The organism is Terriglobales bacterium, from assembly GCA_035651995.1.
Lineage (GTDB): Bacteria > Acidobacteriota > Terriglobia > Terriglobales > Acidobacteriaceae > DASRER01.
Map to the genome: position 1 here is coordinate 1 of DASRER010000046.1, position 15,220 is coordinate 15,220.

15 protein-coding genes are annotated in these 15,220 nt (G+C 64.5%); 9 read left to right on the plus strand and 6 right to left on the minus strand.

Translation table 11 applies throughout. The features are described from left to right. From VFA60_15325 to VFA60_15340, 4 genes are all read left to right on the plus strand, one after another. Window positions 1–672: 2-oxoacid:acceptor oxidoreductase subunit alpha (locus tag VFA60_15325; GenBank protein ID HZQ93162.1), on the plus strand; the 672-nt coding region annotated here is incomplete at its 5' end. 3 nt (window positions 673–675) lie between these two features. Next, window positions 676–1,722, plus strand: coding sequence for a 2-oxoacid:ferredoxin oxidoreductase subunit beta (locus VFA60_15330; protein ID HZQ93163.1), 1,047 nt, complete (start codon window positions 676–678; stop codon window positions 1,720–1,722). Between the two features lie 282 nt (window positions 1,723–2,004). Next, entirely contained in the window at window positions 2,005–2,148 is a 144-nt protein-coding gene (locus tag VFA60_15335; GenBank protein ID HZQ93164.1) for a hypothetical protein, read from the plus strand. A 333-nt stretch (window positions 2,149–2,481) separates the two neighbouring features. Continuing rightward, complete coding sequence (locus VFA60_15340) at window positions 2,482–2,796, plus strand: 2Fe-2S iron-sulfur cluster-binding protein (protein HZQ93165.1); 315 nt, start codon at window positions 2,482–2,484, stop codon at window positions 2,794–2,796. Between the two features lie 220 nt (window positions 2,797–3,016). Here VFA60_15340 and VFA60_15345 read toward each other — a convergent pair whose 3' ends face one another. From VFA60_15345 to VFA60_15370, 6 genes are all read right to left on the minus strand, one after another. Further along, the gene (locus tag VFA60_15345; GenBank protein HZQ93166.1) at window positions 3,017–3,850 is read right to left on the minus strand and encodes a tetratricopeptide repeat protein; all 834 of its coding nucleotides are present in this window, start codon (window positions 3,848–3,850) and stop codon (window positions 3,017–3,019) included. A 170-nt stretch (window positions 3,851–4,020) separates the two neighbouring features. Then, window positions 4,021–4,755 (minus strand): peptidoglycan-associated lipoprotein Pal, encoded by a 735-nt coding sequence (pal, locus tag VFA60_15350; protein HZQ93167.1) that lies wholly within the window; start codon window positions 4,753–4,755, stop codon window positions 4,021–4,023. Window positions 4,756–4,863: 108 nt separating this feature from the next. Continuing rightward, window positions 4,864–6,228 carry a Tol-Pal system beta propeller repeat protein TolB gene (tolB, locus tag VFA60_15355; GenBank protein HZQ93168.1) on the minus strand — a complete coding sequence of 455 codons (1,365 nt, stop codon included), beginning with the start codon at window positions 6,226–6,228 and terminating at the stop codon, window positions 4,864–4,866. 50 nt (window positions 6,229–6,278) lie between these two features. Beyond that, entirely contained in the window at window positions 6,279–7,070 is a 792-nt protein-coding gene (locus VFA60_15360; GenBank protein HZQ93169.1) for a TonB family protein, read from the minus strand. A gap of 10 nt (window positions 7,071–7,080) precedes the next feature. Further along, window positions 7,081–7,506, minus strand: a complete 426-nt coding sequence (locus tag VFA60_15365) for a biopolymer transporter ExbD (GenBank protein ID HZQ93170.1) — start codon at window positions 7,504–7,506, stop codon at window positions 7,081–7,083. Between the two features lie 113 nt (window positions 7,507–7,619). Then, window positions 7,620–8,327 carry a MotA/TolQ/ExbB proton channel family protein gene (locus tag VFA60_15370; GenBank protein HZQ93171.1) on the minus strand — a complete coding sequence of 236 codons (708 nt, stop codon included), beginning with the start codon at window positions 8,325–8,327 and terminating at the stop codon, window positions 7,620–7,622. Between the two features lie 279 nt (window positions 8,328–8,606). On the opposite strand from VFA60_15370, the gene recN reads away from it, so the two are divergent. The 5 genes from recN (at window position 8,607) to VFA60_15395 (ending at window position 15,180) form a co-directional block, all read left to right on the plus strand. Then, window positions 8,607–10,331 (plus strand): DNA repair protein RecN, encoded by a 1,725-nt coding sequence (gene recN / locus VFA60_15375; GenBank protein HZQ93172.1) that lies wholly within the window; start codon window positions 8,607–8,609, stop codon window positions 10,329–10,331. Between the two features lie 248 nt (window positions 10,332–10,579). Continuing rightward, on the plus strand, window positions 10,580–11,560 hold the full coding sequence (gene ispH / locus VFA60_15380) for a 4-hydroxy-3-methylbut-2-enyl diphosphate reductase (protein HZQ93173.1): 981 nt from the start codon (window positions 10,580–10,582) through the stop codon (window positions 11,558–11,560). 5 nt (window positions 11,561–11,565) lie between these two features. Continuing rightward, window positions 11,566–13,581, plus strand: coding sequence for a squalene--hopene cyclase (gene shc / locus VFA60_15385; GenBank protein HZQ93174.1), 2,016 nt, complete (start codon window positions 11,566–11,568; stop codon window positions 13,579–13,581). 54 nt (window positions 13,582–13,635) lie between these two features. Next, window positions 13,636–14,730, plus strand: a complete 1,095-nt coding sequence (gene hpnH, locus VFA60_15390; GenBank protein HZQ93175.1) for an adenosyl-hopene transferase HpnH — start codon at window positions 13,636–13,638, stop codon at window positions 14,728–14,730. Window positions 14,731–14,733: 3 nt separating this feature from the next. Further along, window positions 14,734–15,180 (plus strand): hypothetical protein, encoded by a 447-nt coding sequence (locus VFA60_15395; GenBank protein HZQ93176.1) that lies wholly within the window; start codon window positions 14,734–14,736, stop codon window positions 15,178–15,180. Window positions 15,181–15,220: the final 40 nt, after the last annotated feature.

Sequence of the window (15,220 nt, forward strand, 5' to 3'; positions counted from 1 at the left end):
TTCGTGCTGTCAGATCTCGATTTGGGAATGAATAACTGGATGTCTGATCCATTCCCATATCCGGACAAACCGTTCAAGCGAGGCAAGGTGCTCACCGCCGAAGACCTGAATCGGCTTGGCGGTTTCGCGCGCTATAAAGATGTAGATAAAGACGGCATTCCCTACCGCACGCTGCCTGGCACCGATCACCCAGCCGCCGCATACTTCACGCGCGGCTCCGGACATAACGAAAAGGCGCAATACAGCGAGCGTCCGGATGACTATCAGAACAACATGGAGCGTCTGGCACGTAAGTTTGAGACGGCGCGATCGATTGTGCCGCGGCCCGAAGTAGTCGCAAATAACGGCGTCAAACTCGGCGTGATCGCCTACGGTAGCAGCGATTTTGCGGTACGCGAAAGCCGCGACCAACTCAAGCGCGAGTATCGTCTCGATATCGACTACCTCCGCATTCGCGCCTTCCCATTCAGCCGCGAGGTGCACGAGTTCATCGAGAAGCACGATCGCGTGTACGTGGTCGAGCAAAATCGCGACTCCCAAATGCTCAGCCTGCTGAAATTAGATATCAATCCGTCGCACAGTCCCCGACTTCGCAGCGTGCGTCATTTCAATGGACTTCCCATAGACGCGCGGTCCGTAACCGACGACATCATCTCTCAGGAAGGTAAGTAGTTCATGGCCTCGACTCCAACCTCCGTTCCCGCCCCCAAGACGAATCGGCTTGGTTTGCAGGTCCTCGATTATCGCGGCGGCAAGACCACACTCTGCGCCGGCTGCGGCCATAATGCCATTTCGGAACGCGTAATCGACGCGCTGTACGAGATGGGTGTGCAGCCAGAGCGAGTGCTCAAGCTCTCGGGCATCGGCTGCTCTTCGAAGACGCCTGCGTACTTCGTGAGCCGCGCGCACAGCTTCAACTCCCTCCACGGACGCATGCCTTCAATCGCCACCGGCGCAGTGCTGGCAAACCGCAGCATGCTATCGCTCGGAGTCAGCGGCGATGGCGATACAGCCTCGATCGGCATGGGCCAGTTCGTCCACCTCATGCGCCGCAATCTGCCCATCATCTACATCATCGAAGACAACGGCGTGTACGGCCTGACCAAGGGACAGTTCTCCGCCACCGCTGATCTTGGCTCCAAGCTGAAGACCGGTGTCATCAACGACCTACCGCCGATTGATACCTGCGCCCTGGCGATCGAACTCGGCGCCACCTTCGTCGGGCGCTCCTTCTCCGGCGACAAGAAGCAGCTTTCGGCCATGATGAAAGCCGCGCTGGCGCACAACGGCACCGTGATGCTCGACGTGATCTCGCCCTGCGTGACCTTCAACGACCACGAGGGCTCCACCAAGTCGTACAAGTACATGAAGGACCATGACGAGCCCATCCACGACGTGAACTTCGTGCCCTTCTTCGAAGACATCGCCGTGGACTACGAGCCCGGCTCGACCACCGAAGTCACCATGCACGACGGCTCGCGCCTGCGCCTGCGCAAGCTCGAAGAGGACTACGATCCGACCAACCGGATCGGCGCCATGACACGCCTGCACGAGGCGCACGAGAAGGGCGAGGTACTCACCGGCGTCTTCTACGTCAATACGCAGAAGCCGAACTTCCTCGACCTGCTGAACCTGACGGACGCGCCACTGGCCACGCTGCCCGAATCGCTGACGCGCCCGCCGAAGTCGGCGCTCGACACGGTGATGGAAGAGCTGACGTAAGAAACACTGGATCGTGGATAGTGAAAAGTGAAAAGAGGCCCCGCGCCGCCGCGCGGGGCCTTTCTGTTTGCAGCTCACCTCTAAAGAGTTACCCGCTGCGCCGGAAGCACGCACCCCCGGAAAGCCAGCTCAGGCGCGACGGCATCTTAGGCAAGAAGCGTGTCAGGCGCGCTGCGCGTTTCGCCCCGCGGCGGTGTGGGAGCAGCGCATGGGAACCAGTCCCGAAGTCGGGAAGACAGTCGCCGCGTGCTCCGGCAGTGAGCGAGGCGCTACAATCCCGCCGTGCAGAAGCGCATGTTCTGGCTCATCTACGCCGTCCTCGGGCTCATTGCCGATTTCACGCTGCCATTCTGGTGGGCTGTCGCCGCCAACATCCCGGCGCTCTGGGTGAGCTGGTGGATCGCCTTCCGCAGCGAATGGTTTTAACGAAACAGGTCTTAAAGTTTCACGTCCCACCTCGCCTCCGCCGGAGCACAAGGGCATCGTCATCGCGGCGACCACGCTGCTCGGCGGGCGCGGCCACGTCCGCCAAAGATGTTGCTTCGCAATCAGATGTCGCCGCGCCGTTGCCCGCGCAACTTTCTCCAGGCCGCCGGGTTCGAAAAGGTCGCAGTACTTGTCACGGCTGCGCGGAGCAAGGCCCGTCAGTCGCGTGACGGCCGAGGGACCTCCACGCAGCCGTGGTTCCGCAGTTACCGCCGTCATCCCCGGAGCCGCAAAAGCCTTTCCCGGCGCGGCATTCCACCCTAAAATCCCGGCATGAGTTCGCCCGGCCCGCTCTACAAGCCTTTCGAGAAGCTGGTGCAGATCAGCATCAAGGGCAAGGAGTTTTCCGTGCCTGAGGGCAACATGCTGCTGCGGGCCCTGCAATACCTGGCGCCGGAGAACATCTCCATGGGCCGCTTCTGCTGGAACGAAGACTGCCAGTATTGCCGCGTCACCTACGACATGGGCGAAGGCACCAAGTCGCACGTCGGGCTCTCCTGCAAGCTCATGGTCGCGCAGGGCATGCGCGTTACCGACATGGCGACCGAGATCCGCTATTGCCTGCGTGAGTTGGGAATTCCGAAGTAGCGGGAACTTCCTGACGCGGATGGACGCGGCTGAACGCGGATTCAAATCAAAGTCGCGATTCAATCAATCGGGAGTGCGTCGCGGATGCGGCACCAGCGCGAAGCGCGACTGAGTGTGGCCCAGCGCGAATTGCCGGCTAAGCGTGAGAAAAGGAGGCAGGTCCCGCGGGGACGGCCTGAGTTCTAGTCGGCGTTCATCCGCGTCATCCCGCGGCAGGAACTCACCGCCTGCTCGAGGCCGGCGTCAGCTTCCGCAACCGGTCGCGCGCCTGCTGCGCCTCGATCGAGCGCGGATAGCGCGCGATCAGGTTCTTCAGCTCGCGCACGCCTGCCTGGCGCTGGCCGAGTTCGAGCAGCGCGAAGCCCTTCTTGAGTTGCGCCGCCGCCGTCTTGTTTCCGCCGGGATACTGCTCCAGCACCTTGTCGTATCCCGCCACCGCGCCGTCGTAGTTGCCCTGCCGGTAGAGGATGTCGGCCAGGTAGAACTGCGCGTTGCCGGCCAGATCGGTGGTTGCGTAATACTTCAAGTAATCGTTGAACTCCTGCACCGCAAGGTCGTAGCGGCCGGAGTTGTAGTCACGCAGGCCGTTGTTGTAGAGCACGTCAGCCGGGGGCGCTTGCGGCTGCGGCGGCGGGGCGGCCGGTCCACCGGCGGCGGGCTGTCCGGCTGGCGCGCCGGCTGCGGGCAGGTTCTGCTGCGCCGCGGCCAGGTCGTCCATTTGCTTGGTGACCTTCGCCATGCGCGCCTTCAGCTCGTCCACGGAATCGTTCAGCGCCTGGATCTGCGCCGATACCTGGTCCACGCGCGTGCCGGTGTCGGCGTGCTGCTTCTGCAATTCCTGCTGCAGGGCGGTCACGCTGGAGGCCAGCTTGTTGGTGGTATCGGTGGACTGCTCGATCAGGTTGCGCATCACGCCCATGCGCTCGTCGAACGACTGCTGCATGCGCGCCATCGCGTCCTGCAGCGCCTGCACCTGCGTCTGCAGCTGCACCATTTCCTTGTTGGCGGCCAGCGCGGGTGCGGCAGCCACGACCACGATCAGAAGAGCAAGCACTCTGTTTCGCATAAGTCAGATTAGATGCCAGCGGGCGATTTGAAGTCTAGTACTCCGGGAGGAAACCGCTGTGGGACAGGCGGGCCGCAACGCCGCAAGTTGCCCGGCTGTGGGCGCCCCACCCTTTCGCCGTTGTGTGACGAAGGGTGGGGAACCCCGGTGCTGAAGGACTAGCGGCCCGCCAGCACGAAGTGTGCCCGGCGGTTCTGCTGCCAGCACTGCTCGTTCGACTCGGTGCAGAACGGCTTTTCCTTGCCGAAGCTGACCGTGTTGAGGGCGCCGTTGGGAACGCCCATCTGGCCCAGGGCTGTGAGGGCGGCATGGGCGCGGTTATCGCCCAGCGCCAGGTTGTACTCGGTGGAGCCGCGCTCGTCGCAGTGTCCTTCGATGGTGACCTTCACGCCCGGATGCGCCTTCAGCCACGCCGCCGTGGACTGCAGCGCCGGTTGCGCGTCAGCGCGGACGTCGTACTGGTCATAGTCGAAGAAAATGTCGCGCACGTTGCGCGCGAAGTCCTCTTCCAGCGTTACGCTGACCGCGGCCGGCGGCGGTGGCGGCGGCGCGACCACCGTGACGCGCGCGGTTGCCTCCTGCGTTCCGCCCGGGCCCTTGGCCGTGAGGCGATAGCTGGTGGAGTCGCTGGGCGTGACCTGCTGCGATCCGCTCAGGTCAACCTTGCCGACGCCCTCAATGTTCACGTCGGTGGCGTTCTCGGTGCGCCAGGTGAGCGTGGTGGACTGCCCGCGCTGCACCGTGTTCGGGTTCGCGCTGATGCTGGCCGTCGGAGCCGGCGGCGGCGGAGGCGGCGGGGGCGGCGGCGCGGCTTCCTTCTTCTTGCAGGCGGTAACCAGCAGGAGACCGGCCAGGGCAACAATCAGAGTCCACTTCGCGTTGCGGTGCTTCACCTCATCCTCCCGATGCGCATGTGCGCCATTGCTGCACTTCAACTGCGTCTGTCCAACGGAACTGCTGAGAATACATCCAAAGTTGCCGGCTTGTCAGCAAGCCGGCGGCTACCTCGCGCTCCAGTTCGGCATCATGTTGGCGCCACCGCTGGTCAGCGGCTTCTGCTGCGTGCCGTCGGCCAGCATCGTCCATATCTGCGGGCTGCCCGAACGGGTGGACTGGAACACGATGTGCCTCCCGTCCGGCGCCCACGACGGATAATCGTTCACTCCCGAATCGTGCGTGAGCTGCACCCACTGCCGGCTGGCAATGTCCATGATGTAAATGTCCAGCCCGCCCGGCGCGCCAGGCCCATAGTGGCGGTTCCAGGCGAAGGTCAGGAACTGCCCATTGGGCGACCACGAGGGCGAAACCGCGTATCCCTGGTCGGTGATGCGCTGCGGGTTGGTGCCGTCGGCGTCCATGATGTAGATCTGCGGCAGCCCGCTGCGTCCGCTCACGAAAGCGATCTGCGCTCCCGTCTTGGGGTTCCACACCGGCGAGACGTCGGGGCCGTGCACGGCCGTAATTCGCCTGGCGCCCGCGCCGCTCGCGTCGGCCACGTAGATTTCCGGATCACCCGGCAGGGACGACGAAAACGCGATCCTGGTGCCGTCGGCCGACCAGGCCGGCGACGAGGTTGTCCCGGAGAATCGCGGGAAGCTCACCAGCCGCCCTAATTCGAGCGAGTACATCACCACGTCCGGCTTGCCGTTGATGAACGACGTGAACGCCACCCGCGTGCCGTCGGGCGAAACGCGCGGCGAAAGCGCGATGGAGCCGAGCTTGGTCACCTGGTGCTGGCCGTAGCCGTCGTAGTCCATGGCCCACACTTCCTTGCTCCCGCTGCGCCCGCTGATGAAATAAATCTTGCTCTCGGCGATGCCGGGAATTCCGCCGCCGAGCTGGAAGATGATCTCGTTGGCGAACTTGTGCGCCACCCGGCGCGCGCCTTCGGTGGTGGCCGTGTCGCGATATTGTTTGCCGAGCACCTGCGGCGAGTTCGCGTTCTTGGCATCGAACAGCCAGCCCTGCATGGCAAGGTTGGTGTCGGCCACGCCGATGTTGCCGAACGCCACCATGCCGGCATTGGGCGGCGGATTGCCCCAGGCGTCGAGCTTCATCTCCTGCGGCGCGCCGGGAATCGCCAGCGGATAGAAACTCTTCGACACCATATCGAAGATGCCGGCGCTCTCCAGGTCGTTCCACAGCGTGTCGTTGAACGTCTTCAGCAGCTCGACCGACTGCCCGTTGGCCGGCGTCGCCAACTTGAAGTCGGCCGCCGCCAGCCGGACCCTTTCGACGCCGAGGCCGGTGCCGGTGCGAATCCAATCCTGGGCCGCCGCCGCTGCGTTGAAAACGACGAGCGCCGCAAAGAGCGCTCCATAGAGACGTAGCCTGCTACGTCTCGCTCGCCAATCAGTACTTCGCACTCGGTACGCTCCTGAACTCGGGACTGGGTACTCAGCACTCGGCACTTGCTCTACCGCCGGTAATCGAACCAGAACTCAACGGAAACTTTGTCGCCGCGATAATCCGGCGGCAGCGGCCCAAACGTGTCAATGCGCTGCAAGGCGCGCTTGGCCGAAATGTCCAGCGACGGAATGCCGCTCGACTGCTCCACCTGCACGTTCGACGGCGCGCCGTTGCGCTGAATGTCGAAGGTCAGGTACACGCGCTTGGTGTTGACCACGTTCGGGTCAACCTCGTACTTCAGCCAGTTCTCCGAGACCACGCGCCGCACTTTGTCGACGTACCACGCGTAGCGGCTGCCGAAGTCGCCGCCGCCTCCGCCGAAGCTCAGGCCGCCGGTCGCCGCGCCCGCGTTGAAGGTGGTGAATGGAGCGCTCACCGGTCCGCCTTGTCCGAAGGGAACTACGTTCGAGGCCTGTTCGACCGGCTGCGGCTTCGGATTGGTGGCGGTCTTGGTGTCTTTCCTGACCTTTTTCGTTTCCCGATCGGGAATCGCGAGGGTCTCCGGCGGCGCCTGCTCCACCTGCCTGGGCAACGACTGCGACACACCCTTCGACTCGTTCGCCAGCACGTTCTCCGCGGGCGCCTCGCGCGCCGGCAGCGGCACGGCGCTTACCAGGGTGGCGCTCATGGCCGCGCCCGATCCCGATCCTCCTCCGCCCCAGTCCTCGCGGTGCAATCCGCCGCGCACAGCCGCGTAGAGCAGGATTCCGCCGAAGAGCATGGCGTGCAGCGCCACACTGGCGCCCAGCGGCACCCTGATGTCGTCGCGCTGTTCGAAGATGTCGGCAGTCGCGGGCATCGCAGGCGGCTTACCTCGCGGGGCCCTCGTGCAGCGGTTGGGTGACGATGCTCACGTTGGAAATGCCTGACTGCTTCACCGCGTCCATCACCGTGGCAAAGGCGCCGAAGGGCACGTTCTCATCGGCCCGCAGGAAGATCGACTGGTTCTGCGGATCGCGAATCTTGGTCCGCAGCCTGGCCGCGATCTCGTTGATGTTCACCGGATCGTTGCCCAGGTAAACCCGCTGCGCCTTGTCGATGGAGATCACCACGCGCTCCTCGGTGATCTCCTTCACCGTGCGCGTCTTGGGCACGGCGACCTCGATGCCCGACTGCAGGATCGGCGCCGTCACCATGAAGATGATGAGCAGCACCAGCACCACGTCCACGAACGGCGTGATGTTGATCTCGGAGAGCGAAGTTTGCGTGCGTCCCTGGTTGTTCGTAAATGCCATAAAAGCGCCTGCCCGCTGCTGGCTCCTGGCCAAAACCAAGTACCGCTGCCGCCCGCTGGCGGACAGGCGATTTTGCTTGAGCTAGCAGCCAGCCGCTAGCAGCCGGCAGCGGGTTATCTCCCCACTTCCATCGTTTCAGCGGCCCGCGCCGCCGGCGCCCGCTCCACCGCGTTCAGGAACTCCAGCCCGAAGTCGTCCATGCGGGAGCCGAACTCGCGGATGCCGTTGGTCAGCAGGTTGTAGGCGATCACCGCCGGGATTGCCGTGAACAAGCCCGCCGCCGTCGTGATCAGCGCCTCGGAGATGCCGGGCGCCACCGCGCGCAGCGTTGCCGCGCCGGCGTCGCCCAGTCCGTGGAAGGCGTCGATGATGCCCCACACCGTGCCGAACAGCCCGATGAACGGCGTGACCGCGCCGGTCGTTGCCAGCCAGGGCAGGCGGCGCTCCAGCCGCGTCAGCTCCTCCGACGCGCCTATCTGTATGGATCGCTGAAGGGCGATGATGTTGCGCGGCGCGCCGCCCTGCTTGCGCAGTTCCTCGTAGGCATGGTCGAAGACGGCCACCAGCGGCGACGGCTTGAACTGCTCGGCCACGGCGGCCACGTCCTGTATGCGCTGCGCTTTGCGGAAGGCGCGCAGGAAGCGGCCGCTCTGCACGCGCGCGCGCCGCAGCAGGCCCCACTTGCTCAGGATGATCGCCCAGGAAAGAACGCTGAAGGCCAGCAGGATCAGGAGAACGATTTTCGCCACTGCGCCTGATTGCTCGATCAGGTTGGCGATCTCGCCTCCGATCACGTATGCAGAGAAAGGGAAGATGGTCATCGTGTCAGTCGCGGCGCTCTCATTATAGTCCACCCCTTCTTGCGGATTTTCGGTTGATCCGGAACGCTCCGTGTTCGTCACGCCGTCATCCTGAACGAAGTCCGATTCGGCGCACGCGGAACCGGACGAAGTCGAAGGATCCCTACCCGGACCAGCCTGACCCGCGTGGGCCCACCAGGACTCGCATCAGTCACCAATAACCAATAGCAGATGGCCATTCACCAATAGCAAATTGTTCTCCGTGCTATTCTTCGCCCAACTCCTCACCGGGACGACTTCGTGCTCCTTGAGCTGCGGGTTGAAAACTACGCTGTCATCGACACTCTGGCGGTGGAGTTCGCTCCCGGCCTGAATCTGCTCACCGGCGAGACCGGCGCCGGCAAGTCCATCCTGGTGGACGCGCTCGCGCTCCTGCTCGGAGAAAAAGCTTCGAGCGACGTGGTCCGCCACGGCGCCGAGCGCGCCATCGTGGCCGGAGTCTTCCAACCGGCGGATGAGAAGCACGCCACTGCGATCCTCGACGCCAATGGCCTGAGCGCGGAAGCCGGCGAGCCGGTGATCATCCGCCGCGAGATCGCCCCCGGCGGCAAGGGCCGCGTGTTCGTCAACAACCAGCCAGCCACCGTCGCTGTGCTGCGGCAACTGGCGCCGCACCTGGCGGCGATTCATGCGCAGAGCGAAAGCATCCTCTCATTCGACGCCGCCGCGCGGCTCGCCCTGCTCGATCAGTTCGCCGTGCTTGATACGTCTGCCGTCGCGGCCGCCTTTGACGCTTGGCGCGACCTGCGCGCCCGCCTCGCTGACCTCGAACAGAACGAGCAGGACCGCCTGCGCCTGGTGGACCTGTGGTCGTTTCAGAAAAAGGAAATTCTCGGCGCCGCGCTCGAGCCCGGCGAAGACGAACGCCTGGAAACCGAGAAGCACGTGCTCGCCAACGCCGAGCGCGTGTACGAAGCCGCGAACACGGCGTTCGACCTTCTTTATGACGGCGAGCACTCGGCGGCCGCCGCGCTGCGCGCCGCCGCGCGACCGCTGGAGCAGCTTCAGCGCTTCGACGACCGCTTCCGCGATGCCATCGCGCAACTCGAGTCGGCGCGCATCGCCGCCGAGGACCTCGGCATCATGCTGCGCGACTACGCCGCCGGCATCCAGGCCTCGCCCGAGCGGCTGGCCGAAGTCGAAGACCGCCTCGCGCTGCTCGACAAGCTCAAGCGCAAGTACGGCGCTACGCTCGCCGACGTCATCGCCTTCGGCGAAGATGTGGCCCGCAAGCTCGACGAAGTCGAGGACCGCGACCAGGCCCTGCGCCGCCTCAAGGCCGGCCTCGGCGCCGCAGCAGAGAAGTACCGCGAGGCGGCCCGCGTACTCTCCCGCCGCCGCGCCGCCGCAGCGAAAGACCTGGAGAAACGCGTCGAAGCCGAGGTCAACGACCTCGCGATGAAAGTGAAATTCCGCGCAGAAATCACCGCCGACGAAGCTTCAACCGAGCGCTGGACGTCATCCGGCTTCGACCAGGTACGCTACCTGATCGCCACCAACCCCGGCGACCCGCTCCGCCCCGTGGAGCAGATCGCCTCAGGCGGCGAACTCTCGCGCGTCATGCTCGCCCTCAAAGTCAGCGTGCAGCACGCGGGCGCAGCATCCAATGGCGGGCGCTCGCGGAGCTCAGGTCATAAGCCGACGACCGACGACCAGCGACCGACGACGCTCGTCTTCGACGAAATCGACACCGGCATCGGCGGACGCGCTGCCGAAGCCGTGGGCCGAAAACTCAAAGCGCTTGCCGCCCGCTACCAGGTCCTCTGCGTGACTCACCTGCCTCAGATCGCGGCCTTCGCCGACCAGCACTTCGCCATCGAGAAGAAAGAGGGAAGCGGACGCACCCGCACCAGCATCCGCCCGCTCGACGCCGAGGAGCGCCGCCGCGAGATCGCGCGCATGCTCAGCGGCGAGAAGGTCACCGATACCTCGCTCAAGCACGCCGAGCAGATGCTGAGGCATTGAATATCGGGTCATCGGGTCATCGGGTCATTGGGTCATTGGGCCTTGCGTTTTGGTGTTCGGCCCAATCTTCAATGACCCGATCGCCCGATATACAATGTGAGGCCCGATGACCCGGTATTCAATGGTCAATGGTTGCCATTCGCTGCTAATTCCCGCCATTCCAGTCGCTTAGGTTCCATTATCCAAGGGGTTACGGGTATGCTTCGAGCTTCCCCAGAGCCGGGCGGTTCCCATATACTGGAGCACGGATGACTCCCTCTCCCGACGCTAAGACCTTGCTGTTGCTCAAGCCCCGCGGCTTCTGCGCCGGGGTGGTCCGTGCCATCGATATCGTCCGCATCGCCCTCGACGCCTTCGGCCCGCCCATCTACGTCCGCAAGGAAATCGTCCACAACCGCTACGTGGTTGAGGAGCTGACCGCCAAGGGCGCCGTCTTCGTTGACAGCGTGGCCGAGGTGCCCTACGGCGAGCGCGTTATCTACAGCGCGCACGGGGTCTCGCCCGAGGTCCGCGAGGCAAGCCAGGCGCGCAAGCTGCGCGTCATTGACGCCACCTGCCCGCTCGTGACCAAGGTCCACGTCGAGGCGGTGAAGTTCGCCCGCGAAGGCTACTCGCTCATCCTCATCGGCCATCGCGACCACGACGAGGTCATCGGCACTCTGGGCGAAGCGCCCGCCGTGACCCAGGTGGTCGGCTCGCCCGAGGAAGTGGACGCCATCAGCGTCCCCGACCCGAACCGCGTGGCCTACCTCACCCAGACCACGCTTTCGCTCGACGAAGCCAAAGACGTGATCGAGGCCCTGCAGCGCAAGTTCCCCAACATCAAGGGGCCCGCCGCGCAGGACATCTGCTACGCCACCGAGAACCGCCAGGTGGCCGTCAAGCACGTCGCCGAAGAGGCCGAACTGGTGCTGGTCGTCGGTTCCGACAACAGCTCGAACTCGAACCGCCTGGTCGAGGTCTCGCAGAACCTGGGCACGCGTTCGTACCTGATCGAAAACTACCGCGCCATCAAGCCGCAGTGGCTCGAAGGCGTGAAGACCATTGCATTGACCGCTGGCGCCTCCGCCCCCGAGTGCCTGGTGGAAGAGGTTGTCGAGTTCCTTCGTAGCGCCGGCTACACCAACCTGCGCGAGCTCGAAGTCATGCCCGAGCACGTGCGGTTCGGTCTCCCCCCTGAGATCGTGGAGGCAATCGCCGCCGCGCCCTCAGTCGCCACCGCGGAATGAACGGAATGGACGACAGCTCGCTGACCCGCCGGCCGGCGGAAATCCTGTTCGGCAAGATTGACGACATGCGCAGCCGCGTGGCGGCTGCCGCCGACGCCTCGCGCCGCTTCCTCTTCTCGCTCCAGTCCGAGGAAGGCTACTGGTGCGGCGAACTGGAAGCCGACGCGACGCTGGAATCCGACTACATCCTGCTGCACACGCTGCTTGGCACCGGCGCCGAAGGCCGCATGCGCGCCGCGGCGAACTGGATCCTCCGGCACCAGAACACCGATGGCGGATGGAGCCTTTACCCGGGCGGCCCCTCGAATATCAGCGCATCGGTGAAGGCGTATTTCGCGCTCAAGCTCGCCGGCTACAAGGCCGATCATCCGGCGCTCGGGCGCGCCCGCGAAAAAGTGCTGGAACTGGGCGGCGTCACGCAGGTCAACACCTTCACCAAGATTTATCTCTGCTTCTTCGGCCAGTACGACTACGACGCCGTCCCGGCCATCCCGCCGGAGATCGTGCTGTTTCCCAAGTGGTTCTGGTTCAACCTGTACGAAATCTCGTCATGGTCGCGCGCCATTCTGGTGCCGCTGGCCATCGCCTACGCCAAGAAGCCGTTCAAGAAGATTCCCGACGAGATGGGCGTGGAAGAGCTCTACCGCCCCGGAACGCGCACGCGCAGCGGCATGCGCCTGCCGTGGGACAAGAAGCTCGTCAGCTGGCGGAATTTCTTCCTCGTGGCCGACCGCATGACGCACATGTTCGAGCGCGTGCACGTGCGGCCGCTGCGCTCGATCGCGCTGAAGGTCGCCGAGCGCTGGATGCTCGAGCGCATGGAAATGTCTGACGGCCTGGGCGCCATCTTCCCGGGCATCATGAATTCCATCATCGCGCTGCGCTGCCTGGGCTACTCGCTCGACGATCCGCAGCTCATCCGCGCGCTCGATGAATTCGAGAACCTCGGCATCGAAGAGCCGGGCGATCCCGCCGCATCCGACGAAGCGCGCCGCGAGCCCACCTTCCGCATGCAGCCGTGCAAGTCGCCGGTGTGGGACACGGCCTACGCGCTGTTCGCGCTGGCCGAATCCGGCGTCTCTTCGCGCGATCCGCGCCTGCTCAAGGCTGCCGATTGGCTCCTGAGCAAGGAAGTGCGCCACAAGGGCGACTGGGCGGTGAAGGCGCGCAACGTCGAGCCGGGCGGCTGGTACTTCGAGTTCAACAACGAGTTCTATCCCGACGTGGACGACTCCGCCATGGTGCTGCTCGCGCTGGAGCGCGTGGACAACCCGCGCGAACGCTATCAGCACGAGGTGGCGCAACGCGCCATCGCCTGGATCTACGCCATGCAGTGCAAGGACGGCGGCTGGGCGTCGTTCGACAAAGACAACGACCGCATGGTCTTCCAGCACATCCCGTTCGCCGACCACAACGCCATGCTCGATCCGGCCACGGTCGACATTACCGGCCGCGTGCTGGAAATGCTGGCCGCTTACGGCCACAACCGCGACGAGAAGCAGATCGAGCGCGCGCTCACCTTCATTCGCAAGCAGCAGGAGTCCGATGGTTCGTGGTTCGGGCGCTGGGGCGTGAACTATCTCTACGGCACCATGCAGGTGCTGCGCGGGCTTGACGCCATCGGCGTAGACCACCACGAGCCGTTCGTGCAGCAGGCCGCCGAGTGGGTGCGCATGGTGCAGAACCACGACGGCGGCTGGGGAGAAACTTGCGGCTCCTACGACGATCCAAACACTAAAGGCGCAGGCCCGAGCACGCCCTCGCAGACCGCATGGGCGGTGCTGGCGCTGCTCGCCGCCGGCGACACGCGCAGCGATTCGATCACCCGCGGCGTCGCATATTTATTGAAGACGCAAAAGAAAGACGGCGCCTGGCGCGTGCCCGACTATACCGGCACCGGCTTCCCCCGCGTCTTCTACTTGAAGTACCACCTGTACGAGATTTATTTCCCGCTGCTGGCGCTCACGGCATACGCGAAAGCGCTGGGGAGCGCGGAAGCCGGTGGAAGCACCGGGCTTTAGCCCGGTGAAATACGAAGAGATTGCATCGGGGCTTTAGCCCCGGCAGGGAGCTGAATGGCTGTCCCGATTTCACAGATGTGGACGGTAGCCACTTACGTCCTGCGCCAGCGTATGGCGGGACGCAAGCGGTACCCGCTCACCCTGATGCTGGAGCCGCTGTTCCGCTGCAACCTGGCCTGCGCCGGCTGCGGCAAGATCCAGTATCCGGCCCACATCCTCAAGTCGCAGCTCACCCCGGAAGAGTGCTTCCGCGCGGTTGACGAATGCGGCGCGCCAACCGTCGCCATCCCGGGCGGCGAGCCGTTGCTTCACCCGCAGATCGCTGAGATTGTCGCCGGCCTGGTCGCGCGCAAGAAGTACATCTACCTGTGCACCAACGCGCTGCTGCTGAAAGAAAAACTCCACCTGTTCACGCCGACCAAGTACCTCACCTTCTCTGTCCACATGGACGGCCAGCGCGAGCACCACGACTTTTCCGTCTGTCTGGAAGGCGGATACGACAAGGCCTACGAAGGCATCAAGGCGGCGCTGGAGCGCGGCTTCCGCGTGACCACCAACACCACGCTGTTCGAAGGCGCCGATCCCGAATCGGTGCGCGCATTCTTTGACGAGATGATGGACCTGGGCGTCGAGGGCATGATGCTCTCGCCCGGCTACACCTACGACAAGGCGCCCGACCAGGAGCACTTCCTCAGCAAGAAGAAGACCCGCCGCCTGTTCCGCCACATCCTGTCGAACCGCAGCCCGCGCTGGAAGTTCAACATGAGCCCGCTGTTCCTCGAGTTCCTCATGGGCCGGCGCGATTACAACTGCACGCCGTGGGGCATGCCCACGTACAACATCTTCGGCTGGCAGAAACCCTGCTATCTCATGCAGGACGGCTACGCCGACACGTTCCAGGAGCTGCTCGAGACCACCGCCTGGGAGCGCTACGGCGCCGAGCACGGCAATCCCAAGTGTGCCAACTGCATGGTCCACTCTGGTTTTGAGGCCAGCGCGGTCAACGACACGTTCGGTTCGCTGCGCGGCTTCCTGGCCACAGTGCGCGCCTCGCTGTTCAACAGCTATCGCGACCCCGACGTCGGCCCGCCGCCGGCACCCGCTGCGAGCCACGGCCCGCTCGTGCAGATTTCTACGCCTCAGGCATAACCAATGTCCGGTCGTGAAGCTTCCAACCTGCATCCGAACTCGACCGCCGCGAAAGCCGCGTCCGAAGAGGATGAGAAGTTAGGCGTCGAGCACGAGAACCTGGAAGGCTGGATTCCGGCGCTCGCCACCGAAGACGAGGTCCGTGTGGCGCTCGAGAAAGCCTTCGACTATCGCGGCGACCTCGTCATCACGCTCAAGGACGGGACCAAGATCGAGGGCTACGTCTTCGACCGCCGCGCCGATTCGCCCGCGCTGGCCGACTGCATCGCCCGCGTCATTCCGAAGAACGAGCGCGCCAAGGTGAACGTCCGTTACAGCGACATCGCCGCCCTCGCCTTCGGCAAAGACACCGCCGCCGGCAAGAGCTTCGAAGCCTGGGTGAAGAAGTACAAAGAGAAAAAGGCAGCCGGCGAGAAGAACATCGGGCTGCACCCCGAGCCGCTGGATTGAACGTCATCCTGAGCCGAGTGCGCGATGCGCTCCGCGCGAC